This is a genomic window from Natrinema saccharevitans (assembly GCF_001953745.1).
GTDB classification, from domain to species: Archaea; Halobacteriota; Halobacteria; order Halobacteriales; family Natrialbaceae; genus Natrinema; species Natrinema saccharevitans.
The window spans coordinates 1623004-1644960 of sequence record NZ_LWLN01000001.1 but is presented as its reverse complement, the minus strand read 5'-3'; the positions used below and the strand labels follow the sequence as shown (position 1 = coordinate 1644960).

Annotated in this window: 19 protein-coding genes, 1 tRNA gene, 1 pseudogene and 1 CRISPR repeat array (1 of these 22 only partly in view); of the genes and pseudogenes, 8 read left to right on the top strand and 13 right to left on the bottom strand. The window is 64.2% G+C overall.

Annotated elements, in window-relative coordinates:
* The first annotated feature begins 40 nt into the window (after window positions 1-40).
* A complete protein-coding gene (locus tag A6E15_RS08300) occupies window positions 41-1033 on the top strand; it encodes a transposase (RefSeq protein WP_076145431.1) in 993 nt (330 codons plus the stop codon).
* Between the two features lie 134 nt (window positions 1034-1167).
* On the opposite strand, the gene A6E15_RS20325 is transcribed toward A6E15_RS08300, so the two are convergent.
* Window positions 1168-1629, bottom strand: a complete 462-nt coding sequence (locus A6E15_RS20325) for a hypothetical protein (protein ID WP_139326581.1) — start codon at window positions 1627-1629, stop codon at window positions 1168-1170.
* A gap of 221 nt (window positions 1630-1850) precedes the next feature.
* Between A6E15_RS20325 and A6E15_RS08295 the strand changes: the two genes are divergently transcribed.
* Window positions 1851-2042 (top strand): hypothetical protein, encoded by a 192-nt coding sequence (locus A6E15_RS08295; protein WP_076145429.1) that lies wholly within the window; start codon window positions 1851-1853, stop codon window positions 2040-2042.
* A gap of 113 nt (window positions 2043-2155) precedes the next feature.
* Here A6E15_RS08295 and A6E15_RS20885 read toward each other — a convergent pair.
* Window positions 2156-2307, bottom strand: a tRNA-Met gene (locus A6E15_RS20885).
* A 102-nt stretch (window positions 2308-2409) separates the two neighbouring features.
* Between A6E15_RS20885 and A6E15_RS08290 the strand changes: the two genes are divergently transcribed.
* Complete coding sequence (locus A6E15_RS08290) at window positions 2410-3549, top strand: DUF7115 domain-containing protein (protein ID WP_076145427.1); 1140 nt, start codon at window positions 2410-2412, stop codon at window positions 3547-3549.
* Here the strand turns inward: A6E15_RS08290 and A6E15_RS08285 are convergent.
* Entirely contained in the window at window positions 3546-3941 is a 396-nt protein-coding gene (locus A6E15_RS08285) for a DUF5830 family protein (protein WP_076145424.1), read from the bottom strand. The two genes, A6E15_RS08290 and A6E15_RS08285, sit on opposite strands and share 4 nt — an antisense overlap.
* A gap of 189 nt (window positions 3942-4130) precedes the next feature.
* On the opposite strand from A6E15_RS08285, the gene A6E15_RS08280 reads away from it, so the two are divergent.
* Together A6E15_RS08280 and A6E15_RS08275 are read left to right on the top strand one after the other, a co-directional pair.
* On the top strand, window positions 4131-5102 hold the full coding sequence (locus tag A6E15_RS08280; RefSeq protein WP_076145422.1) for a transcription initiation factor IIB: 972 nt from the start codon (window positions 4131-4133) through the stop codon (window positions 5100-5102).
* The gene (locus A6E15_RS08275) at window positions 5103-5360 is read left to right on the top strand and encodes a hypothetical protein (RefSeq protein WP_076145421.1); all 258 of its coding nucleotides are present in this window, start codon (window positions 5103-5105) and stop codon (window positions 5358-5360) included. It abuts the gene before it with no gap.
* Between the two features lie 148 nt (window positions 5361-5508).
* Here A6E15_RS08275 and A6E15_RS20080 read toward each other — a convergent pair.
* From A6E15_RS20080 to A6E15_RS08260, 3 genes and pseudogenes are all read right to left on the bottom strand, one after another.
* A pseudogene (locus tag A6E15_RS20080) lies at window positions 5509-6306 on the bottom strand (multicopper oxidase domain-containing protein); the annotation flags it as partial.
* A gap of 210 nt (window positions 6307-6516) precedes the next feature.
* Window positions 6517-7593 (bottom strand): S1C family serine protease, encoded by a 1077-nt coding sequence (locus A6E15_RS08265; RefSeq protein WP_076145418.1) that lies wholly within the window; start codon window positions 7591-7593, stop codon window positions 6517-6519.
* 107 nt (window positions 7594-7700) lie between these two features.
* Window positions 7701-9062 carry an NAD-dependent succinate-semialdehyde dehydrogenase gene (locus tag A6E15_RS08260; RefSeq protein ID WP_076145415.1) on the bottom strand — a complete coding sequence of 454 codons (1362 nt, stop codon included), beginning with the start codon at window positions 9060-9062 and terminating at the stop codon, window positions 7701-7703.
* Window positions 9063-9241: 179 nt separating this feature from the next.
* Between A6E15_RS08260 and A6E15_RS08255 the strand changes: the two genes are divergently transcribed.
* Window positions 9242-9553: a cupin domain-containing protein gene (locus A6E15_RS08255; RefSeq protein ID WP_076145413.1), complete on the top strand. Its 312-nt coding sequence runs from the start codon at window positions 9242-9244 to the stop codon at window positions 9551-9553.
* Between the two features lie 66 nt (window positions 9554-9619).
* On the opposite strand, the gene A6E15_RS08250 is transcribed toward A6E15_RS08255, so the two are convergent.
* The gene (locus A6E15_RS08250) at window positions 9620-10258 is read right to left on the bottom strand and encodes a uracil-DNA glycosylase family protein (protein ID WP_076145412.1); all 639 of its coding nucleotides are present in this window, start codon (window positions 10256-10258) and stop codon (window positions 9620-9622) included.
* A gap of 125 nt (window positions 10259-10383) precedes the next feature.
* On the opposite strand from A6E15_RS08250, the gene A6E15_RS08245 reads away from it, so the two are divergent.
* Window positions 10384-10875, top strand: coding sequence for a metal-dependent hydrolase (locus tag A6E15_RS08245; protein WP_076148260.1), 492 nt, complete (start codon window positions 10384-10386; stop codon window positions 10873-10875).
* A 50-nt stretch (window positions 10876-10925) separates the two neighbouring features.
* Here A6E15_RS08245 and A6E15_RS08240 read toward each other — a convergent pair whose 3' ends face one another.
* The gene (locus A6E15_RS08240) at window positions 10926-11804 is read right to left on the bottom strand and encodes a COX15/CtaA family protein (protein WP_076145409.1); all 879 of its coding nucleotides are present in this window, start codon (window positions 11802-11804) and stop codon (window positions 10926-10928) included.
* A gap of 209 nt (window positions 11805-12013) precedes the next feature.
* Here A6E15_RS08240 and A6E15_RS08235 point away from each other — a divergent pair, with 209 nt between their 5' ends.
* Complete coding sequence (locus tag A6E15_RS08235; protein ID WP_076145407.1) at window positions 12014-13147, top strand: M24 family metallopeptidase; 1134 nt, start codon at window positions 12014-12016, stop codon at window positions 13145-13147.
* A 12-nt stretch (window positions 13148-13159) separates the two neighbouring features.
* On the opposite strand, the gene A6E15_RS08230 is transcribed toward A6E15_RS08235, so the two are convergent.
* From A6E15_RS08230 to A6E15_RS08210, 5 genes are all read right to left on the bottom strand, one after another.
* Window positions 13160-13783 (bottom strand): helix-turn-helix domain-containing protein, encoded by a 624-nt coding sequence (locus tag A6E15_RS08230; protein WP_076145406.1) that lies wholly within the window; start codon window positions 13781-13783, stop codon window positions 13160-13162.
* A 54-nt stretch (window positions 13784-13837) separates the two neighbouring features.
* The gene (locus A6E15_RS08225; RefSeq protein ID WP_076145403.1) at window positions 13838-14920 is read right to left on the bottom strand and encodes a glutamate--cysteine ligase; all 1083 of its coding nucleotides are present in this window, start codon (window positions 14918-14920) and stop codon (window positions 13838-13840) included.
* Between the two features lie 86 nt (window positions 14921-15006).
* Window positions 15007-16599, bottom strand: coding sequence for a fatty acid--CoA ligase (locus A6E15_RS08220; protein WP_076145402.1), 1593 nt, complete (start codon window positions 16597-16599; stop codon window positions 15007-15009).
* Window positions 16600-17097: 498 nt separating this feature from the next.
* Window positions 17098-17787 (bottom strand): fibrillarin-like rRNA/tRNA 2'-O-methyltransferase, encoded by a 690-nt coding sequence (locus tag A6E15_RS08215; RefSeq protein ID WP_076148258.1) that lies wholly within the window; start codon window positions 17785-17787, stop codon window positions 17098-17100.
* Window positions 17780-18679, bottom strand: a complete 900-nt coding sequence (locus A6E15_RS08210; protein WP_076145400.1) for an NOP5/NOP56 family protein — start codon at window positions 18677-18679, stop codon at window positions 17780-17782. Before A6E15_RS08210 ends, A6E15_RS08215 begins: the two co-directional genes overlap by 8 nt.
* 987 nt (window positions 18680-19666) lie before the next feature.
* A CRISPR array of direct repeats spans window positions 19667-21957; the repeat unit is 30 nt; unit sequence GCTTCGACCCCACAAGGGTCCTTCTGAAAC (it continues 6262 nt past the right edge of the window).

The window sequence follows — 21957 nt, the reverse complement described above, 5'->3', positions numbered from 1 at the left end:
ACGAGTAGCACACCAAAGAGCAGGGTGAACGCTGTGGTGGATGAGCCCAGCGACCCTGCAAGATGATCCTTCGGTAGAGACGTTCTTCAATGTCGTGGAGACAGAGACGCTCGCGTTGTTTGAGCATCTCTCCTTCGAGTTTCTCGAAGAGTTCGACGTGTTCGCCCCGGCGGAGACGGGGCGAACACGAGATCACGAGCCACCAGAGCTGATGCGTGGCTTTCTCCATTGCTACTATAAAGACATCTACGGCATCCGCCCCGTTGAACGAGAACTTCAGAATGCGGTTGTCTGGCTCAGTTGTGGCTTCGATCGACCGCCGTCGAGAGACGCGGTCGATCGCTTTCTCACCGATCTCGAACACGTCGTTGACGAAATCTTCGACCACCTCGTCGAGCAGGCCGCCCGCCGCGGCCTGCTCGACTTGACCTACTGCATCGATTCGACTGACGTGAGGACGATGCCAGCCGATCAAGATGCGTCGAAATGCTACGATCCAACCGCCGAAGAATACTACTACGGCTACGGCTGCACGATCGTCTCGACCGGACAAAAGATCCCTATTGCCGCGGAATTCACCGAGAGCAAACAAGCACCAGAAGAGACGGCGATGCGCGTCACGCGTGACGCGCTCGCCGTCGCCAAGCCGATCTGGATGGTCGGTGATAGTGCCTACGACACGCTTGACTGGCACGACCACCTGCTGGCCGCAGGGGTCGTGCCAGTCGCTCCGTACAACGCACGAAACACTGACGACCCGAAAGATATCGAGTACAGGGTCGAAGACCGCATCACTGAGCACAGTAAGGACGTTCAGTTGAAGCAGTCGACGTTAGACGAGACGTACAACCGCCGCACAGGAGTCGAACGAACCAACAATGCAGTCAAAGACTGCGGCCTCGGGCACGTCCGAGCCCGAGGCCGCGTCCATGCACGAGCGCAGGTGTTTCTTGCTCTATGTCTCCGTCTCGTCGTTGCGATCACCAACTATGAACGTGGAGACAACCCAGGAAGTACCGTGATCTCGGTGTGAGAAGACTTCTATGACACCCTAATTCCCCTGAATGTAATCAGTACTATGATGAGACTTATAAGTGACCCCATAATCTATTTCCTTATAATCTCCAGGGATCTCTTTGAAATCACCATCGTCATAATTCGACATTGTTATTCACCTCCCTCCTTGAGAAAATTAATAATACGATCATGAGAACCGGTTTGTTTTCCTTCAAGTGCGAATGCTACCCTATCAAGCGATTCAGGTGACCGAACAAATCCAGTAATATTTGAATTATTACTTGATCTTACTTCAATAATCCTATTATACTCTTTATTACTAATTTTATTTATATCCCTGTATGTTCTGGATTTCATGTCGCCTTCTTCGTTTTCTTCAAAAAGTTCGGGCTGATTCATATTGTATTTCTTCCCGTTGACTCTCAAATTCCCGACAAAGTTCTCTTTTCGCTCGTTGAATTGTCCTGATGCCTCACCTAGAATCTCATGAGTAAAGGGGTCGTATGCAACACCTTCCTTTCGTGCGCCATTGTTAGCAGAAACTGTGGTCGTCAGGCCAGCACCGGTGACTGTCGATACCGCTATGGTCTTTAGTGCTCTCCGCCGATTCATATTGCCTGGGTAATTATTCTCTATATCCACAAATTGTTTAGTTTAGTATTAAATACTTGCTAGTAGGAAACATCTTCCGACTAATGAAATACTATTAAAAATATATTATCAGTATATAAATACTATTTATAGATAACCAAATCTTATTCCTAATTAGATAAATATATGATTAGCAAATAGTCCAGCGAGGGTTTTCAGGGAAGCCGCGGCCAACGGCAGTGATGTCTCTGGACGATCGTCGCGAAGACCTCCTGATCGCAGTCGCACTGACCGAGTTCTCAGTTCACTACGAGCAAGCCGATCCCGAACTCTCGAGCGAAGCGTGGCAGCTGGCCGCCGACCGTCTCGTCGATCACGACGTCGAACCCGCGGAGGCCGTCGGTCGCGGAACTCACGCCACGACACCCCGTTAGAAGTCGCTATCGCAGGATATGGTTCATCCGCTACAGGAGCTGATGAAGCAGAAACGGAGTGCCCACGCCCTTGAGAGAGGGTTCTTACGCGGGCATGTGAAGAATTTGATGAGTGCCCGGGGAGGGCTCCGAACCCTCGATCTCCGCATGTCCCAGGTTCGAGGCTCGGCAGTCCTCTGTGGGACACGGAGGCTTCCAAGGCGAAACCGCACCGAATCTCTGAACCCTATGAGTGCGGCGCTATGTCCAGCTAAGCCACCCGGGCTCAGTTACGGATAGTGCGGTCCGTTTCTTTAACCTTCTCATTCGAATCCGGCGTGCAACGTGGACCCACGGATTTATCACACGGTGTTACGAAGGGCGCGGCATGAGCGTTCCCGGCATCGTCGACGCTTCTCTCGATGGCGAGGAGATCGCGGCGCGAGTCTCTCTTGGCAGTGACGACGAACTCTTCATCACGCCGACGAGGACGATCGTCTACCGTGCCGACGGCCTCCTGAGCGACGAATCGGCCGACGAATACCCCCACGACGCCGACCGGCTGACCATCTCCGAGGGCCGGCGAAAGACCAAGTTCGCCCTCGAGTACGCCCTCGAGGGCGAACGGGAGTTCGCCGTGCCCGCGAAAAAGACCGACGACGTCCTCCATCCCGTCCTGGCGGGCGTGTTGAACGGCAACGGGATCACCGACCCCGGCGAGACGGTCGTCAAGACCTACCGTTTCAGCGAACTGACGCTGATCGTCACGAGCGACCGACTCGTCAAACACATCGGCGGCGCGGTCTGGGACGGCGACTACGAGGAGTACCGCTTCGAGGACGTGACGAACCTGACCTTCGAGGACGGCAGCGTCGCGACCCAGATCGTCCTCACGGTCGACGGCCGCCCACAGCGGATCAAGGCCCCAAACGAGGAGGCAAACGACCTCCGTGAACGGCTGCAGCGGGCGCTATTCGACTACCACGACGTCGAATCGCTCGAGGAGTTCAACCTGACAGTCGGCGACGACGAGGACGAGGCGGCCGCCGACGAGGGATCGATGGACTTCGGCGGCGGCGTCGACCCGCTGAACGCCGATCCGCCCGAACCGGACGATCGCGAGACGGCGGGGACCGGCGACGCCGGCCGGACCGGGTCGGCGGATCCCCTCGCCGACGGGACGACGGACGACGCCGCCGCGAGCGGGGCGGCGTCGACGGGGGCCGCGGCCGGCAGCGGATCGGCGGCCCAGTCGGCGACTCGCGGGGCGACCGGCGACGGGCGTGTCGACGCCGGCTCGTCGGAGGAAAGCCGTGCGGAAACCGGGTCGGTCTTCGAGTCGGCGAGCGACGACGAGTCGGTCGCCGAGGCGACCGGGCAGACGCAGCGACCGCCGACCGAAACGGATCCCGAACTCTTAGAGCGGATCGAGTCCCTCGAGGCGGCGGTCGAACGGCAAAGCGAGATCATCGAGCGACAGGAGGAGACGATCGAGCAGTTGATCGCGGAACTCCGGCAGGGCCGTTAGTCGTCCCGGCCGGTCACTTTTCGGATACACGAGGAGCCGAAGGGGCCGAGTTCGCCCGCCTCGAGGTCGATGAAGTAGCCGGTCTTCAGCCCCGAGCCACAGCGCCGACAGGAGAAGTCCCCCTCTTTCGTGATGACGTCCCGCTCGAAGCGGACGTACTGGCGACTTTTCGGTCGGACGATCCCGTCCTCGCGTTCGATGATGCCGTGGAGTTCGGCCCGATCGAGGATCGTCCTGGTCACCGTCGGATCGGACGTGACCGTCTCGATCCGATCGACTGCGTCGGGAAGTGGCAACTGTTCGTGTTCGAGACGGGCCAGCAGTGCGAGGCCGCGTTCGACGCGGTCGTCGTCGATCTCGATGTCCTCGAGCGGGTCCCCCTCGTTCGGCATTCGTCAGTGGTGACGGCTCGCAGCGAATAAACGTTGTTCTTCTCGAACTCACGGCAACGTGATCGGGGCACGAGGGTGTGGACCCGTTCTCAGGCCGTGGGAATCCGCCGGTCGTTGATACCGTCCGTTCCCTCCGTTCCAAGGGAAGACGGCACACGGTCCGGGGGCAACTCCGGCGGAGACAGACACATGACTGGAACGAGCGTCGACGCGACCGACCAGCGGACGGCCCGAAACGATAAGCGCAACGCCGCTCCCGAGCGGGAGCGAACGGAGTGTCCGGAGTGTACCGGCCGGATCGCCGACGACGAGGAACGCGGCGAGCGAGCCTGTATCGACTGCGGGCTCGTTCTCGATGCCGACGGGATCGATTACGGACCGGAGTGGCGACGCTTCGACGACGGCGACGACCGGCGTCGAGTCGGTGCGCCGGTCACGGCGCGCAAACACGACAAGGGCCTCAGCACGACGATCGGCTGGCAGGACGAGGACGCGTACGGGAACCGCATCTCGGGGCGGAAACGCCGCCGACTCCAACGGCTGCGAACCTGGAACGAACGCTGTACCTCGAAGAACGCCCGCGAACGGAACCTCAAACAGGCACTCGGCGAGATCGAGCGCATGGCGTCGGCGCTCGGCCTCCCCGACCCGTGTCGCGAGACGGCCAGCGTCATCTACCGCCGGGCGCTCGAGGAAGAGCTGTTGCCGGGCCGGTCGATCGAGGCGATGGCGACCGCCTGTCTGTACGCGGCCGCCCGCCAGCAGGGCACCCCGCGGACGCTCGTCGCGTTCGCGTCGGTCAGCCGGGTCGAGAAACTGCCCGTCCAGCGGGCATATCGCTATCTCTCGAGCGAACTGGGGCTCAAAATCGAGCCCGCCGACCCGATCCACTACCTCCCGCAGTACGCCTCCGAAATGGGCGTCGGCGACGAGACCGAACGCCTCGCTCGGGAGATCCTCGAGGCGGCCAAAGAGCGGGATCTCCACAGCGGGCGGAGCCCGGCCGGACTGGCCGCGGCGGCGATCTACGGGGCGGGTCGGCTGACCGACGAGGAACTCACACAGGAACGGATCGGCGAGGAAACCGGTGTCAGCGACGTCACGGTCCGGAACCGCTACCGGGAACTCCTGAACGCCTACGGGGCCACCCGTGATCGATAGATGACCGGGGACGACCGCCCGGTTCTCGAGACGCTGGCCGCGGACGGGCCGCTGGCCGCCGTCGATCTCGCCGCGGCGATCGACGCCCATCCGGTGACGGTCGATCACGTCTGTGACCGACTCCACGAGCGGGACGAGGTGCGACTGATCGGCGGCCAGCGGTACGAGATCACGGCCGCGGGTCGGCGGCGACTCGCCGACGAGACGCCGGTCGTGACCGACCCCGACGTTCGGACCGGAACGGAAGGCCGTCCCTGACTCCTTGCGACAGCGGTCGGCGATGGCAGCTGGTTCATCGAGGTACCAAGCAGACGGAGAACAGCGTCTCGAGTCCAGTCCGCGCCGTCGGACTCGGAACGAGAAACCGACGCTCGGTCTCGACGGGAGACCGCAGCCACGGTGATCGGCCGCGATCGGCGGTGACCTCGAACTCTATCGTGTGACGTTCCGCCGGCGCGATGTTGGTAACGTCCTCCTCGTACTGGGCCGCGTCGGCGATCTGTCCGCCGTCTTTTTCCACGGGCCGGAACCGGTGATTGTGCGTGTGCATCGGGTGGGACATGTAGCCCGCGTTGACCATGTGGAGGCGGACGGTGTCGCCGCGGTCGACGATGATCGGGGAGCCCTCCCCGGGGTGGAGCGTCCGCGGGGGGCTCTTGCCGTCGATCGTGAACGCGTCGGGGTTGCGGTTCCGGGGGCTGTCGTCGACGTCCTCGCCGGCGAACTGGCGGTTGACCCGCGAGTCCCAGTCTTTCAGCGTGAAGAAGTACTCCTTGTCGGCGGGCTCGTACTCCTTCGGATCGACGCCGAAGATGCCGTCCATCTCCATGTCGATGTGGCGGTGGGTCCGGTAATGGCAGTGATAGCGGTGCGTCCCCGGGACGGTCGCCGGGATCGTGTCGGTGTGTTTCTCGCCGGGGTTGACCGTGATCCCCGCCGTCGTCGGGACGCCGTCGTTCTCCCAGATCTTCTGTGGCCCGTGAGTGCAGCGTGTGCGGGTGGTCGTTGTTGTCCAGCGTCACCTCGATGTCGTTGCCCGCCGTCGTTCGGAGGGCGGGCCGGGGACGCTCGGGTCGCCGTCGTCCCCCTGAGTGCCCCGGCTCACACAGTCGGCCATGCCGGTCAGTGCCGCCACGTCACCGGTCGCAGCAACGAATTCGCGTCGCGATAGCCCCAGTCCGGGTGCGCCGATTCGATCGCTCATGACAGTCCGTCCTAAGAATAGCCGGCGTATAACGGATTGACATCCTCCCCGCCCTGAAGGGCGGGGCTTTCTCCTCGATACCCCGTAAATCAGTTCTTACCGGTCGAGAAGACTTAGGAACACGTTCTCGTGTGGAACTCAAATGGCGGTCCGTGCGTGCCCGGGGACCACGGCTGGTCGAGAACCGTGACACGGCACGGGGCCGTCCCGCTACCGGTACGGCCCGCGACGCGCGGGCCGGGTCCCGAGTTCGAGCGAGACGGACCATTCGGTGCCGTCACGGCCGACGGTCAGTTCGACGGTATCGCCCGGCCGCGTCTCGAGCGCGAGATAGCTTCCGAGGTCCTCTTTCGTCGCCAGTGTCGGCCCGTCGGCGGCGAGGAGGACGTCGCCGCCGACGGGCACTCGTCCCCGACCGGTGTACTCCGTCCCGGTACTCGGCTCGAGGACGCCGGCCGCCGGCCCGCCGTCGACGACGTCGACGACGAGCAGGCCGCCGCGGTCCGCGAGGTCGTTCGCCGACGCGACGGCGGGCGTGACGTCGGTGAACGACACGCCGAGAAACGAGTGGTCGTACGCCCCGTCCTCGACGAGTTCGGGGACGACGCGTTCGGTCAGTGCCGCGGAGATGCCGAAGCCGACGTTGTCCCCGCCGCCGGAGTTGACGACCGCGGCGACCGCGCCCTCGAGGGTCATCAGCGGACCGCCGCTGTTGCCCGGGTTGACCGCGGCGTCGGTCTGGATCGCGTCGGGGATGCTGTAGCCGGTCGGTGCCGGGATCGATCGGTCGACGCCGCTGACGATCCCCGTCGTGACCGTGCCCTCGAGATCGAAGGGGTTGCCGATCGCGACGACCTCGCGGCCGACGGCCGGCGACTCGTCGACGAAGGGAAGCGGCGTCGCCGCCGACGGCCGGTCCTCGATCTCGACGGCGGCCAGATCGCTGTGGGGATCCGTCCCCGCGACCGATCCGGACCGCCACTGCCCGTCGGAAAACCGAACCTCGACGGCGCTCGCGTTTCCGACCACGTGAGCGTTCGTGACGACGTGGCCGTCGTCGAACGCGAACCCGGTCCCGCTACCCTGCGGGGTCCGTACCTCGACGACCGAGTCGATCGCGTCCTCGTACACGGTTCCGTACGCGTTGTCGGCCGCACTCGCGGCCGTCGATTCGGTCGGGTTCGGCGGCTCCGAACCCGCCGATCGGGCGAGACAGCCGGCGGTTCCTGCGACGACTGCACCACAACTGGCCGTGAGAAGTCGCCTGCGGGAGACGCTCGGCGTCATGGCTCCGTTCGAACCGTTTCGGCTCGAGCCACGTATATGTTGGTCGTCAGGAGAGTCAGGGACACGGACGGGACAGTCGAGTCGGTCCGGGCAGGTGCCTCAGCGGTTCACTCGACCCAGACCGTCTTCCGATTGACGAACTCGAGCATGCCTTCGCGAGCGAGTTCGCGGCCGTAGCCCGACTCGGCGACGCCGCCGAAGGGAACCCGCGGGTCGGACTTGACGAGTTGGTTGACGTAGACGCAGCCGGCCTCGATTTCGCGGGCGAGCCGCCGGCCGCGCTCGCGGTCTTCGGTCCAGACGCTCGCCCCGAGGCCGAACTCGGTGTCGTTGGCCTTGGCGACGAGAGCGTCCTCGTCGTCGATCTCGTAGACCGCGGCGACCGGGCCGAACGTCTCCTCGCTGTCGGCCGGACAGCCCTCCGGAACGTCCGCGAGGACGGTCGGCGGGTAGAACGCGCCCTCTCGGTCCAGCGGTTCGCCGCCGGTGAGCAACTCGGCACCGGCTTCGACGCTCGCTTCGACCTGTGCGTGAAGCTCGTCCATGAGGTCCGCGCGGGCCTGCGGGCCGATGTCCGTCGCCTCGTCCGTCGGATCGCCGACGGTCAACGACTCGACCTCGTCGACGAAGGCCTCGAGGAACTCGTCGTAGACGTCGGTGTGGACCAGAAAGCGCTTGCCGGCGATGCAGGACTGGCCGCCGTTCTGGTTGCGCGCCCACGCGCCCGTCTCGGCCGCGGCCTCGATGTCGGCGTCGTCGAGGACGACGAACGGGTCGCTCCCGCCCAGCTCGAGGACGGACTTCTTGAGCTGGTCGCCCGCCGTCGAAGCCACGGCGCGGCCGGCCGGGCCGCTGCCGGTGACCGTCGCGGCCTCGACGCGGTCGTCCTCGATGACGCCGGCGACCAGATCGGAGGGGATCAGCAGCGTCTGGAAGACGTCCTCGGGGTAGCCCGCCGCCCGGAACACGTCCTCGATCGCCTGCGCGCAGCCGGGGACGTTCGAGGCGTGCTTGAGCAGTCCCACGTTCCCCGCGGTGAGATGCGGGGCCGCAAAGCGGAACACCTGCCAGAACGGGAAGTTCCACGGCATCACCGCCAGGACCGGGCCGAGCGGATCGTAGACCGTCTCGACCGACGAGCCCGCCGGGCTCGGGTGGCCGTCCGCCGAGAGGTAGGCGCTACCGTGTTCGGCGTAGTGATCACAGACCCAGGCGCACTTCTCGACCTCGGCGATCCCCTGCGAGATCGGCTTGCCCATCTCGCGGGTCATCGTCTCGGCGTACTCGCGTTTGTTCTCCCGAAGCACGTCCCCCGCCGCCGCGAGCAGTTCCTCGCGCTCGCGGATCGGCCGGTCGCGCCACGCCTCGTAGGCCGCCGTCGCCCGCTCGAGGGCGTCGTCGACGTCGGACTCGGTCTGCGCCTCGATCGTCCGCTCTCGCTCGCCGGTGGCCGGATTGATTACCTCCATACGAAAGTCATCCGCCACGTACACAGTTTAACTTTTCGCGGATAACGGAGACTTCATCCGAGTAAAATTCCTGAATATGGTGAGAATACAACTCAGTACCGGATTCGCCGCCGGCCGCGTCGGTCGGGTCGAACCGATTCGTCCGGAGGTATAAGTCCACGACCCGTTTCGATTCGTGTATGCCCGAAGTCACGTCGCTCGAGCGCCTCGACGACGCGCCGCACGCGGAGGTATTCGACGACCAGACCCCGCGAACCGTCCGTCTCGAGTTGACCGAGGACCAACGCGTTCCCGAACACCGCCACTCGGAGTCGAACGTCGTCCTCTACCTCCTCGAGGGTGCTGTCGAACTCACCCTCGGAGACGAGGTCTACGACCTCGAGCCGGGCGACGTGGCCCGGTTCGACGGCGATCATGACATCTCGCCGTACGCGCGCGAGGCGAGTACGGCACTGCTCGTTTTCGCCCCGAAGACCGACGATAGCTCCTGACAATCAACGTCCACCCGGTCGCAGGACGGCGGTGCGATCGGTGTGTGAGTCGTTTCGAGCGCGCCGCTAGCCGACCGTCGTCGCGACCCCTTTCGTCTGCCGGTAATCGCTCTCGAGCAGCGCCTCGAGCCGTGCGACGATCGCCTCGCGGTCGCCGTCGCCCCACTCGCGCGGGTCCCTGATCGGGACGACGAGAAACCCTCGCCCGCGGATCTCGGAGGCGTGGAGCGCGGCCATCTCGAGGGGGTCGTCGTACCGACGGCGCTGGGTCGTGTACTCACGGAGAACCCGGTCGGTCGGGCGCGCCCCGACCGGCAGGAGTATATGCGCGTTGATCGCGCGGAGTTCGGCGTCGAAAAAGCGCTCGAGGTCGTCGTAGTCGTCGTCGGTCGGCGTCTCGCCCGCGGGCAGGCTACAGGGATGGACGTAGCTCCAGAAGCAGTTCTCGAGTACTGGTTCGTCCCGCGGGCCGCTCGCGAAGCCGACCGCACGAACGACGTCCTGCACGGCGAGTCCGGCCTCGGTTTCGGTGAACGGGACGCCGGTCGTTTCGCCGCCGTGGACGCCGGGGTAGTCGCCGATCACGTGGAAGTCGGCGTTGGCGTCGCCGTAGCCGAAGACGGCGGGCCGGTCACCGGGGTCGGAGCGATCGAACGGCGCTCGCAGTCCGAACGGGTTGCTCGTCCTGTCCGTAACGTTTCGCACAGCCGTTCGAAGGGGGGTCACGACGAAAACCGCGTCGGTCGCGGCGAACGGGGTCGTCTCGCGCCGGCTGTCGCTCGCGACCGGATGGCGGTGGCTTTATGCTCCGCTGGCCGATCATGTCGTATATGTATCAGGTGGGCCACTACGGCGGTGCGCTCACGGCGTACGCACCGCTTGGCACCATCGTCGCCCTGGGTGGCTACGGCGAAGTCGCGATCGTCGGCGGCCTCGTCTGCGTTTCGCTCTCGACGCTGCCGGACTACGATCACCGACTCCCACTGGTCGACCACCGCGGGCCGACCCACACGATCCCGTTCGCACTGTTAGTCGGCGTCGGCCTCGCGACGATGACGGCCGCCCTCGTCGACGCGTCCTCGGCCTTCGCCGACGCCGGCTTCGTGACCTTCGCCTTCCTCGTCGGCCTCGTCTCGGTCGGCTCACACCTGTTCGTCGACGCGCTGACGCCGATGGGCGTCCGCCCGTTCTGGCCCCTCTCTCGGCGGCGCTACTCCCTCGAGGTGACGACCGCGGCGAACCCGCTGGCGAACTACGGACTGTTGGGTCTGGGCGTCGGTTCGATCCTCGCCGGAGTCGCGACCGTGATGGTTCTCGGCTGATCGGACGGATAACACAGTACCGCGAGCCGCCCGTGGCGGGTAGTGCCCGGTCAGGGTGAGAGCGCGTCGGCGTCACCGCCGGCCGAGTCCGCGCCGCGGGCGAACGCCAGTCCGGCGAGGAAGGTAACGAGCGAGACGGCCACCGCGACGAGATACGGCACCTCGAGCGCGGGGTTGACCGCCTGCCGACCGAAGAAGAGGACGGCGACGACGATCGGCGGTGCTGCCAGTAGCGGAACGACGGTTCGACCGCTCAGTCGGCGACGACCGACCATCGCGGCGACGATCGCCGCTCCGAGCAGCGTCAGGGTCACGCCGTACTGAGCCATCTGCATCGTCGGCGAATAACTCGAGATCCCCGAGCCGACGACGGGGCTAAGCACGACGTGTGCGGGTAAGGCGACGAGCCCCAGCACGAGCGCGGCGGTGACGTGGCGGCCGGTCAGTCGGTGGGCCCACACGAGGACGGTCGCGACCAGAAACAGCGTGAAGATCAGGACGGCCGTCCAGAAGTGCAGGGAGAGGATGTTCATCGTGTAGGTCGTGACGGTCTCGCGGCCGAGCGCGACCTGCACGGGGGTCAGGACCATCCCGAGGACGACCAGTCCAGCGATTTTTCGGTCGATATCGGGCAGTCGCCAGGCGGCGATCGCGGAGCCGATGATGGCGAAGCCGGCGAACATCGCGACGAAGCGGTGAAACCACTCGTAGAAACTCGGGAGATTCGCCGGGAACAGGTTAAACGGTCCGGCGTCACACTGCGGCCAGTTGGCCTCGCAGGCCAGCCCCGAGCCCGTCGCCTTCGCGGCGATCCCCAGCAGGATCGTCGTCGCGACCAGCGCGAGCGTCGCCGTCAGCAGGTGCGGGAAGCCGAACCGATCGATCAACGATCGAAACCTCGAGTCGGGCGTGTGATTATCGTACGACACGGTCTCTAGCCGAGGTTAGGACGGCCCCTATTTATGTTGACCGAGTCGTCCAACCCGCTGAGAATCGTGGCCGAGACGGTCGTCGCGACGGCCCGATCGACCCCCGACACGTCGGTTCCGTCCCCGATACTGTCCGCGCAGTGACGTCTTACGGGAACCGGCGGGTCGGCGTTCGCCGCATTCAAGACGCGGCCTCGCAAGCACCCGACATGGACAAACGCGACCGACTCGAGGCCCACCTCGAGTCGAACGGACTCGACTCGGTCTGGTTCGCTCGACCGAACGCGTTCGCGTGGCTCACCGGCGGGAACAACGTCGTCGACCGCGAGGGAGACACCGGCGTCGCCGCGGTAGGCTACGACGGGGCCGAGATCACGCTCGTGGCGAACAACATCGAGGCCGATCGCATCGCCGCCGAGGAACTCCCCGACCTCGAGGCCGACGCGGTGTCGGTCGTCGAGTTTCCCTGGCACGCGTCGTCGCTGGCCGCGGCGATCGCCGACCGCGTCGGACCGGACGAACGGGCCGCCGCCGATATCGAGGTCCCCGGGCTCGAGCGCGTCGACCCGACCGCGCTGCGCCAGCCCCTGACCGAGCGCGACCGGGAGCGCTACCGCGACCTCGGCGAGGAGACGGCGACCGCCGTCGAATCGGTCTGTCGGGAGCTACAGCGCGGCGATACGGAACACGAGGTCGCCTCGGCCCTGCGAGTCGCGCTGTCGGCCCGGAACATCGAGACGCCGGTGGTCCTCGTCGGCGGTGCCGAGCGCGTCCAGCGCTACCGCCACTACACTCCGACCGAGGCCGAACTCGGCGACTACGTCCTCGTCTCCGTGACCGCCGAACGGGGCGGGCTCCACGCGAGCTGTACCCGAACCGTGGCGTTCGACCCGCCGGCCTGGCTCGAGGAGCGACACAGAGCGGCGGCTCGCGTCGAAACGACGGCGCTGGCGGCGACGCGGGTGGCGGCCGTCGGTGGCGATGTGGACGGCAGCGACGGGGGCACCGGCGACACTGCAGGAGACGTGTTCGGTGCCATACAGGACGCCTACGACGCGGTCGGCTACGAGGGCGAGTGGCGACACCACCACCAGGGCGGGGCCGCCGGCTTCGCCGGTCGGGAGTGGATCGCCACGCCGGGTCACGACGCGCCCGTCGAAGCGCCGATGGCCTACGCGTGGAACCCGACGGTACGGGGCGCGAAAAGCGAGGACACCGCGCTCGTCACCGACGACGGGATCGAACTCCTGACGGCGACCGACCGCTGGCCGACCGTGACCGCCGCGGCGGTCGATCGTGACCTCGAACTCGAGCGGCCGGTCCCGCTCGTCCGCGAGGCGTAGGTCGCGCTCCGGCTACTCGTCGCCGTCCGCCGGGCCGTCGGCGTCCGTCCCGACGGTGTCCGTGTCCGTCTCGTCTTCGAACTCGATGACGTCGGTATCGGTCTCGTCCGACTCGTCGGACTCGAGAATCGGTGCCGTATCGTCGATCGTGATCGTCACCGGTTCGGCTTCCGCCTCGAGATCGGGCGGCGTCTCGCGGTCGACGATGCGATCGAGCGCGAAGATCGTGTTCAGTTCCGCCTGAACCTGATCGACGACGCCGCCGACGAGTTCGCTGGGCTGGATCGCGGTGTACTCGTAGGGGTTGTTGCCGGCCCCCTCGTTCTCCCGTTTCTCCCGCGTGACTCGCTCTTCCTCGTGGAGTTCCGCCAGCGCCTCGCGGACGGTGCTTGGATAGAGGCCGGTCCCTTTCGCGACCTCCTCAGACGTACTCCCCTGGTTGGCCAGCAGAAACACGTAGATCTTCGCGCGGGTCTCCGTATCGAGGATCCACGAGAGCAGGTCGATCAACCGCTGGTCGAGTTCCTCGACCGTCGGACTGCGGCGCTCGGTCCCCGGCTCGACGACGTCGCGGTCCTCGAGCGGTTCGTCTCCATCGCCGTCGACCGGACCCTCGTCAGTGTCGTCGAAACTCATGTGTTTTCTCGTACAGGACGAGGCTTCCCGCGGAGTTAAACCTTTGTGAGGACGTTACTCGGTCTGCAGAAACAGCGAGTCACACAGCGCGTCGGGTCCCTCGTCCTCGAGCAGTCGGCGCTGGCGGTCCGCGCCGCTCTCGCGCTCGTAGACCCGCTTGATCCCGTCGATGCCGAGTCGCTCGCACTCGCGGTCGACGACTTCGCCGAGGTCGACGGTCCCCTCGAGGTCGCGGTCGATGAAGGATGCGTCCTGTCCGTACCGGATCGCGCGCCACTTGTTCTCGTCGAGCAGTTCCCGTCGGTGGTCGTGGCCGGTCGCGCCGTCCTCGTAGGCCTCGGCCAAAGCCTCGACGAGCGCGTGGGCGTACTCGACGAACGCCAGCACGACGCCGGGATCGGCCTGGCTATCGGGCGTGCGCAACTCGACGGTTCCGTGGGCGGTGTGGGGCCGCACGTCGTACCAGAGTTCGCCCCGATCGTTGATCGAGTCGGTCTCGAGCATCCGGCGCTCGAACCGGTCGAAGGCCTCGAAGTCCTCGAAGTGGGTCGGCATGCCGGTGTTGGGCAGCGCCTCGAAGATCTTCGCGCGGGCCGACTGGAGCCCGGTGTCGAACCCGTTCCAGTACGGCGAGTTCGCGGACAGCGCCAGCATGATCGGCACGTACCACCGCAGTTCGTTGGCGATCCAGACCGCCTTGTCGGCGTCGTCGACGCCGACGTGGACGTGGACCCCCGCGGTCGTGTTCCGGTGCTGTGGGTACTGGATCCGGTCGAGCTGTGCCCGATAGCGTGGCTTCTCGGCGTGTTCGAGTTCCTGCCACTTCGCGAGCGGGTGGAGGCCGGCGGCGGCGATCCGGTAGCCGTGGGCCTCGGCGTGGTCGACTAACGCCTGTCGGATCGCAAGCAGCGCGTCGCGGGCGTCGTCGGGGTCCTCGATCAGCGGCGTCTGGGTCTCGATGACGAACTTGAACAGTTCGTGATCGAGTCGGCCCTCGAGGATCTCGGGCGGGTCGTGTTCGTAGACGAGGTCGTCGGTCCCGCTGGTGGGGCGACCGTCCTCGTCGACGACGAAACACTCCTCCTCGATCCCCACCGTACCCATGCGCGTAAACGACTCTCGGGACCCGCGTTCCATCGTATCGCCTTTTCGACGCCGACAGTAAATACGGTTTGGAGTCGGAGCGTTCGGCCGGAACGTGGGTCAGCCGCGCGCTCGTGCGATCAGGACGTGACGGTCTCGGGTTCGGGCTCGTCGGCGGTCTCGTCCTCGCGGAGTTTGAACTTCTGGACCTTCCCGCTGGGGTTCTTGGGGAGTTCGTCGACGAAGTAGTAGGTCCGGGGGCGCTTGAAGTCGGCCAGCTGGTCGCTCTCGCGAACGAACGCGTCGAGGTCGGACGCCTCGACGCCGTCGGCGACGACGTAGGCAGCGACTCGCTCACCCCACTCGTCGTCGGGTTCGCCGACGACGGCCGCCTCCGCGACGGCGTCGTGGGCGAACAGCGCGTCCTCGACCTCGGCGGGGTAGACGTTCTCGCCGCCGGAGACGATCATGTCGTCCTTGCGGTCGACGACGTAGAGGTAGCCGTCGTCGTCGCGATAGCCCAGATCGCCGGTGTAGTACCAGGTCGTCCCGTCGGCTTCGCGCAGCGACTCCGCGGTCGCCTCCGGCCGGTTCCAGTACTCGCGCATCGTACAGGGACTGGCGATCAGGATCTCGCCGATCTCGCTCGGCTCGACTTCGGCGTCCGGCTCCGCGTCGGGCTCGACGATGCGCAGCCGGTGGTTGAGCGCCGGGAGGCCGGCCGAGCCCTGTTTCGAGAGCTGGTCCTCCGGGGGCTGGAAGACGCCGGCGGGGCCGATCTCGGTCATCCCGTAGGCCTGGAGGTAGTCCTCACAGAGGTGTTCTCGGCAGTTCTCGAGGACCTGCTCGGGCATCGGGGCCGCGCCGTAGAGGCCGAGCCGGAGCGAGGAGACGTCGACGTCCGCTTCGGCGGCGGTTATCGACAGCGCGTTCCAGGCCGTCGGGGCCGCAAAGAGGAGCGTGACGCCGTGTTCCGCGACCGCCTCGAGGGCCGCCTCCGGATCGAACTCGTGGTGGATGACGCTGGTCGCGCCGCGGTGGACCCGCGGGAAGAGGTTGCAGTGGAGTTCGGCGCAGTGATACAGCGGCATCACCGACAGCCCGACGTCGTCGCGAGTCATCTTTCCCTCCGCGATACACAGGAGGTTGTGCTCGACCATGTCGCGGTGTTCGTGGACGACGCCCTTCGGCCGGCCCGTGGTGCCGGAGGTGTAGATGAACGCGTACACGTCGTCCTCGGCGACGCGAACGTCGGGCCGCTCGGCCGAACCCGACTCGAGCAGGTCGTAGAACCCGCGGGCGTAGTCGGGAGCCGCTTCGCGGTCGTCGTCGATGAACACGTACTCCGAGACGGTCTCGAGGTCGGGCTTTGCGCCCTCGACGGCCTCCCGGGTGTCGGCCTCGAACAGCACCAGTTCCGCCTCGGCGTCGGTGACGATGTACTCGATCTCCCCCGCCGGCAGCCGGAAGTTCAGCGGGGTGAAGACCGCGCCGATCTTCGCGCAGGCGTAAACGGTCAGGGCCATCTCGGAGCCGTTGTACAGTACCGTCGCGACCCGATCACCCTGCTCGATGCCAGCCTCGAGCAAGGCGTTGGCCAGCCGATTCACCCGCTCGTCGAACTCGGCGAAGGTCCAGCGCTGGTCCTTGCGCGGATAGACGATCGCGTCCTGGTCCGGGTGGCGGTCGACCGTCCCCTCGAGCGTGTCGCCGATAGTAGGATGTTCTGACATACCACGGTCGCGTACCACGACCGACCTTATAGTAGTTAGCACGCCGTCAGCGGGCCGTGGCTCTACGGATCCGACTCGTCGGGAGAGAGCGACGACAACAGGGCCGGGGTGGCCCGGGTGGGACTTAGTAACTCCGTGACTGGTTGGAACCGCTCCCACGAACGGCTGCGTTACCACGCCACACGAACGGACATGAGTGTCCCGGATACGTTCGTCCCTCGAGCGGGGAAAGAAAGACTGTAGTTCGTTATATCATCTGCCGTTCGAGGTACGAGCCTCGGTCTCGAGGGGGACCCACTCGAGGCCGACCGAAGCGCGCGGCAGTCACGTGACTCGCGTTCCGTCGTCGGTGAAAACCGTCGCACATCGGATCGGAAACGGCGTCGATATCGATACGTGAATCGTTTCAATGGCGACTACAGCTCGATAGATTTAATAACTACTGTCACACGGCCGACCAGCGTGGCGATACCAGACTCAAATCGCAGTGGGGCACCCTCACAGCGGCCGCGCAACGACCCCGAGGTGATCCGTATGATAGCGCTCGAGTCGTTCCGCCTCCACGATCTCGTACCCCTCCTCCAACTCCGTTCGAACGTCCTCGAACACCGCCTCGGGCTCTCGAGTCACGTCCTCGCTCCGTGCCTTCACGGCCAACAGTAATCGCCCGTCCTCGGCCAGGAACTGCCGGTTCTCGAGGGCCACCCGCGCTTGCCCCCTCGTCGCCACGTCCTGGACGATGACGTCGACGTCGGACTCCACGACGTGGGCGTAGGTCTCGGGCTTTCGCGCGTCTTTCAGCAGCAGGAAGAGCCGCTCGCGCGACTCTGCAGCCTCGAGCAGGTCCCGGGCGGGCCGCGCGGCGAACTCGACGGCGTAGGTCGGGCCGGCGAAGTCGGCCACGTGGCTCACCGTCGTCCCGCTGGCGGCCCCCAGATAGAGGACCGTCTCGCCGCCCGCGAGGCCGGTGTCCATGCCCAGCTCGAGCATCGCGCCGAGCTTCGAGCGGTTGGGGTTCCACGCGCGCCACTCGCCGTCCTCAGAACTCTCCGAGTTCTGATGGGCTGCAGCAGACTCCGTCTGCTGAACGTCGGTGGGCTCGCCGTAGACCGGTTCCCCGCGGGTCGCGAGGCGCTCGGCCCCGTCGAAGGTGCGGCGCTGGACCCCCGTCGGGAGGTCCTCACTCATCGTCGGCACCTCCGTCGGTCGCCGCGTCGTCCCCGACGTCACTGTCCGCGTTCCGGGCTTGAATCGTCTCGATCCGCTCTGCGAGTTCCGCCTCGAGTTCCGGTTTCAGTTCGCCGGAGTAGTGATCGACGCGGGCGGCGATGGCGAGTTTCCCGGCCACCGCACGCGCCGCGGAGCCGCGCTCGCCGGGGTTGGTCCCCCGAACCGCGTCGTGGGTGTAGATGATCCCGTGTTTGGGCGAGGGCGCGTGACCACGCAGGTGGGCAAAGAGGGCGTCCTCCGCGCCCAACACCTGAACCGTCCCGCTGGGCTTTTTCGCGAGTTCCTCGAGGCCGCCGGCCAGCGAGATCAGCCGCGCCGCCAGCACGGGGTCGGCCAGCGCCGAGAGGTTCGGCGCGACCGCGGGCGTCCGCCGCTGGACGAACTCGCGGAGGTCGTCGGCCTCGTCGGCGAGCCCTGCCACGCGTTCGGCGAGCGAGCGTACGGCCGGTTCCTCGAGGTCGTCGCCGGCCTCGCCGCTGGCCAACTCCCGCGCGTACTCGACGCCGGTCCCGGCGTCGGGGTCGACGGTCCCGGCCCACTCGGCCAGCCGCTCGGCGAGTTCGTTGGCCGTCCGCTCGCAGTCGTCCATGGCTCGAATACTATGTTTTAGCTGTTGATCATCTGCCGTTTCTCGCTCTCTGACGGCTTCGCGGGTGGATTCGACCGTGGACTCGTGGAGTTTGGTGTAGTAGTCGGCTTCGTCGTCCGCGAAACCCGCGTCTACGGCTTCGGCAGGCCAATCTCGAGGTTCCTCAGCAGTCTTCTCCCGAATAGCCTCTGTAGCCGCTTCTACATCCGCTGGATCGATGTCCGCGAACCACCCCGCACTCGTGACACTCCTATCGTTCATGTCCTTCCTAAGAGACCGGTCCCGTATATGCGTTCTCGAAATGCGAGGCTGTCCGCCCTTCGTAGTGGTTTCCGTATCGACGTTCTCCGTGAATCGCGGTAAAAGATCGATCTACGATGTGCTGGTAGACACCGACGATGTCCCTAAATCTACAAGACCACGAATATCCGAATGAAGAGGCGGGTCTCCTCTATTACCAGTTCCGATTCGGAGGTTGCGACCTCGTCACACTCCTAATTTGAAGATACGTTCCCGATATACCGGTTCGATGTCCTCGTAGTAACTGTGGATGTAGTGGTCGATGCCTCCGGCGGGATCGTTCACACCACCTGCCGACGTATCGCCCCGCATGTACTTAATTAACTCTCGGTTGAGATCCTGCTCAACACGCCAGTAGGTCGTAAACCGATGACGGCCGTAGTGTGATGTCACGGCTCTATGATGTGGAGTTTCCTCGTACGCTCTTCCGTCGGAGATTGTTGATACAACTCTCCAAAGAAGGGTTGGAACAGAAACCGGCCGTTTGATCGCCTATCGACCAGATACTATCCTCGCTCAATTCCCCGCAGAAGCGCAAGACGGCTCTCCATCAACAATGTGCTACGCAAGAGCGTTAGTCGAAACCGGATTTTGGTATCGTATATCGTTCCCCCTTCACGGCTAAACAACCTTTTCAACCGACTGAAATGCCCGTATTTGGTTCTGAAGAGATCAGAGACTCCAACGTCTTTCGCCGGCCAGGTTAGTCGGATGCCGTGGAGATCGTCAATTGGTCGGCACTATCAGGATAACGGTGTCGCGGGGCTGGTACGAGTAGAACTGACCGGAAATCTGTTCCTATTTTCCTTCCTTTAGAGGCTTCGACCCACAAGGGTCCGTCTGTAACTGTTTACCGAGACGAATTCCGAACTGTTCAAGTGGAAACTTCAACCCCACAAGGTCCGTCTATAACGGATGCCGGTGGGCCAACTTCACGACGTGATCGCGGCTTCGACCCCACAAGGGTCCTTCTGAAACACAAGCAACCGGAGTTAGTCGCAACACTCCAAACGCAGGCTTCGACCCCACAAGGGTCCTTCTGAAACCGGCGTCCTCCTGATCCTGATCGGGCTCAGTGCCCGCTTCGACCCCACAAGGGTCCTTCTGAAACATGAACTGCGCCACCACGAATCAGCCGACCCGCGACGCCTTCGACCCCACAAGGGTCCTTCTGAAACACTCACCGAAACGGAGGAACGGTACTACACCGTCTCGAATCTTCGACCCCACAAGGGTCCTTCTGAAACGAACGACGACCCACTCACCGTTGAAGAGGCAGTTACGTCTTCGACCCCACAAGGGTCCTTCTGAAACTCGACAAGGGCGAGAGTACGGTCGACACGCAGTACCATCTTCGACCCCACAAGGGTCCTTCTGAAACGAAGCGGGCGGCGTCGGCAAATCATCGCTGACAGCTCTTCGACCCCACAAGGGTCCTTCTGAAACGCGGCATCGAGATCGAGATCGACACCGAGGGCCCTCTTCGACCCCACAAGGGTCCTTCTGAAACCGAGATCGACGGCGACGTTGACCTCGGGCTCGGTCGGTTTTCGACCCCACAAGGGTCCTTCTGAAACAATCACCGATCCGCCCAACCTCGAGGTTGATCTCGTCTTCGACCCCACAAGGGTCCTTCTGAAACTCGAACTTGTCGCGTCAATATCCTCGAGCAAGTCCCTCTTCGACCCCACAAGGGTCCTTCTGAAACTCGAGTCCGGGACCAGATGTTCGGGCTGGGGTGTCTGTCTTCGACCCCACAAGGGTCCTTCTGAAACGACGGATATGAATGCTGGTCAACCACAGCAAACCGTTCTTCGACCCCACAAGGGTCCTTCTGAAACAGCGACGATGTACTTTCCCGTCGCGCACGGGGAAGCTCTTCGACCCCACAAGGGTCCTTCTGAAACCTGAGGAATACGACGGCGATCGTGTCCGGCTGCATTCTTCGACCCCACAAGGGTCCTTCTGAAACGAATATAAGTGGCCGGGTAATTAGATAGACACCTCTCTTCGACCCCACAAGGGTCCTTCTGAAACGGTTCATCGTCATACCATCCGCCGCTGGATGAGAGGGTCTTCGACCCCACAAGGGTCCTTCTGAAACGGTTCATCGTCATACCATCCGCCGCTGGATGAGAGGGTCTTCGACCCCACAAGGGTCCTTCTGAAACCCCGTATGGACCTGTCCATGACACGATGGACATAGCGTCTTCGACCCCACAAGGGTCCTTCTGGAACCGTTGAAACCGTCCGTGTCAACGCCGGTCCGCTCGACTCTTCGACCCCACAAGGGTCCTTCTGAAACCACCGGGTCCGTGCCGTCCGTACTCTCAACGGGAGTCTTCGACCCCACAAGGGTCCTTCTGAAACACGTCGTAGGTCAGCGACTGGGGCTCGTCGGCTTCTCTTCGACCCCACAAGGGTCCTTCTGAAACTCTCCTTCAACCCCGGGTACTCGTCGCCGTCGAACCGGTCTTCGACCCCACAAGGGTCCTTCTGAAACCTTCTGAACGGTGGGGTTGACCCGGAGGAATTTGAGTCTTCGACCCCACAAGGGTCCTTCTGAAACATCCACGCGAACAGTAACACAGCTACTGCGAGCAGTATCTTCGACCCCACAAGGGTCCTTCTGAAACCAGTCTTCGCTACGATGTGCCAAAGTGATTCGGACTCTTCGACCCCACAAGGGTCCTTCTGAAACTCGCACAGGAGTCGGTGACGACGATCGACGAGTCTCTTCGACCCCACAAGGGTCCTTCTGAAACGGAGGACGACGCTCTGGTAGCGCCCAACGCTCGTGTATCTTCGACCCCACAAGGGTCCTTCTGAAACGCGGCGGGCTTTCCAGACGCCGCCGTTTGGCGCTTCTCTTCGACCCCACAAGGGTCCTTCTGAAACCATGAGCGATACCGAGACGGGCGATACTGATCGATCTCTTCGACCCCACAAGGGTCCTTCTGAAACCCCGACAGGTCCTCGACGACGAGCCACTCACTCGCATCTTCGACCCCACAAGGGTCCTTCTGAAACGTGTCCCGCGACCTCGCGAGCCTCGTCGCGATCGCTCTTCGACCCCACAAGGGTCCTTCTGAAACTTCCTTCGTAGACAGCATCTCCTGGAGTTCCTTCGTTCTTCGACCCCACAAGGGTCCTTCTGAAACGGTCTCCTGAGCGAGGATGGATCCCTGCGGGTGATCGTCTTCGACCCCACAAGGGTCCTTCTGAAACACAACCCACTC

Excerpts from the sequence above, each read along its gene's own strand:
- A6E15_RS08300 (WP_076145431.1), top strand. The coding sequence starts at position 41 with ATGAGCCCAGCGACCCTGCAAGATGATCCTTCGGTAGAGACGTTCTTC.
- A6E15_RS20325 (WP_139326581.1), bottom strand. The coding sequence starts at position 1,629 with ATGAATCGGCGGAGAGCACTAAAGACCATAGCGGTATCGACAGTCACC.
- A6E15_RS08295 (WP_076145429.1), top strand. The coding sequence starts at position 1,851 with ATGTCTCTGGACGATCGTCGCGAAGACCTCCTGATCGCAGTCGCACTG.
- A6E15_RS08290 (WP_076145427.1), top strand. The coding sequence starts at position 2,410 with ATGAGCGTTCCCGGCATCGTCGACGCTTCTCTCGATGGCGAGGAGATC.
- A6E15_RS08285 (WP_076145424.1), bottom strand. The coding sequence starts at position 3,941 with ATGCCGAACGAGGGGGACCCGCTCGAGGACATCGAGATCGACGACGAC.
- A6E15_RS08280 (WP_076145422.1), top strand. The coding sequence starts at position 4,131 with ATGACTGGAACGAGCGTCGACGCGACCGACCAGCGGACGGCCCGAAAC.
- A6E15_RS08275 (WP_076145421.1), top strand. The coding sequence starts at position 5,103 with ATGACCGGGGACGACCGCCCGGTTCTCGAGACGCTGGCCGCGGACGGG.
- A6E15_RS08265 (WP_076145418.1), bottom strand. The coding sequence starts at position 7,593 with ATGACGCCGAGCGTCTCCCGCAGGCGACTTCTCACGGCCAGTTGTGGT.
- A6E15_RS08260 (WP_076145415.1), bottom strand. The coding sequence starts at position 9,062 with ATGGAGGTAATCAATCCGGCCACCGGCGAGCGAGAGCGGACGATCGAG.
- A6E15_RS08255 (WP_076145413.1), top strand. The coding sequence starts at position 9,242 with ATGCCCGAAGTCACGTCGCTCGAGCGCCTCGACGACGCGCCGCACGCG.
- A6E15_RS08245 (WP_076148260.1), top strand. The coding sequence starts at position 10,384 with ATGTATCAGGTGGGCCACTACGGCGGTGCGCTCACGGCGTACGCACCG.
- A6E15_RS08235 (WP_076145407.1), top strand. The coding sequence starts at position 12,014 with ATGGACAAACGCGACCGACTCGAGGCCCACCTCGAGTCGAACGGACTC.
- A6E15_RS08230 (WP_076145406.1), bottom strand. The coding sequence starts at position 13,783 with ATGAGTTTCGACGACACTGACGAGGGTCCGGTCGACGGCGATGGAGAC.
- A6E15_RS08225 (WP_076145403.1), bottom strand. The coding sequence starts at position 14,920 with ATGGAACGCGGGTCCCGAGAGTCGTTTACGCGCATGGGTACGGTGGGG.
- A6E15_RS08220 (WP_076145402.1), bottom strand. The coding sequence starts at position 16,599 with ATGTCAGAACATCCTACTATCGGCGACACGCTCGAGGGGACGGTCGAC.
- A6E15_RS08215 (WP_076148258.1), bottom strand. The coding sequence starts at position 17,787 with ATGAGTGAGGACCTCCCGACGGGGGTCCAGCGCCGCACCTTCGACGGG.
- A6E15_RS08210 (WP_076145400.1), bottom strand. The coding sequence starts at position 18,679 with ATGAACGATAGGAGTGTCACGAGTGCGGGGTGGTTCGCGGACATCGAT.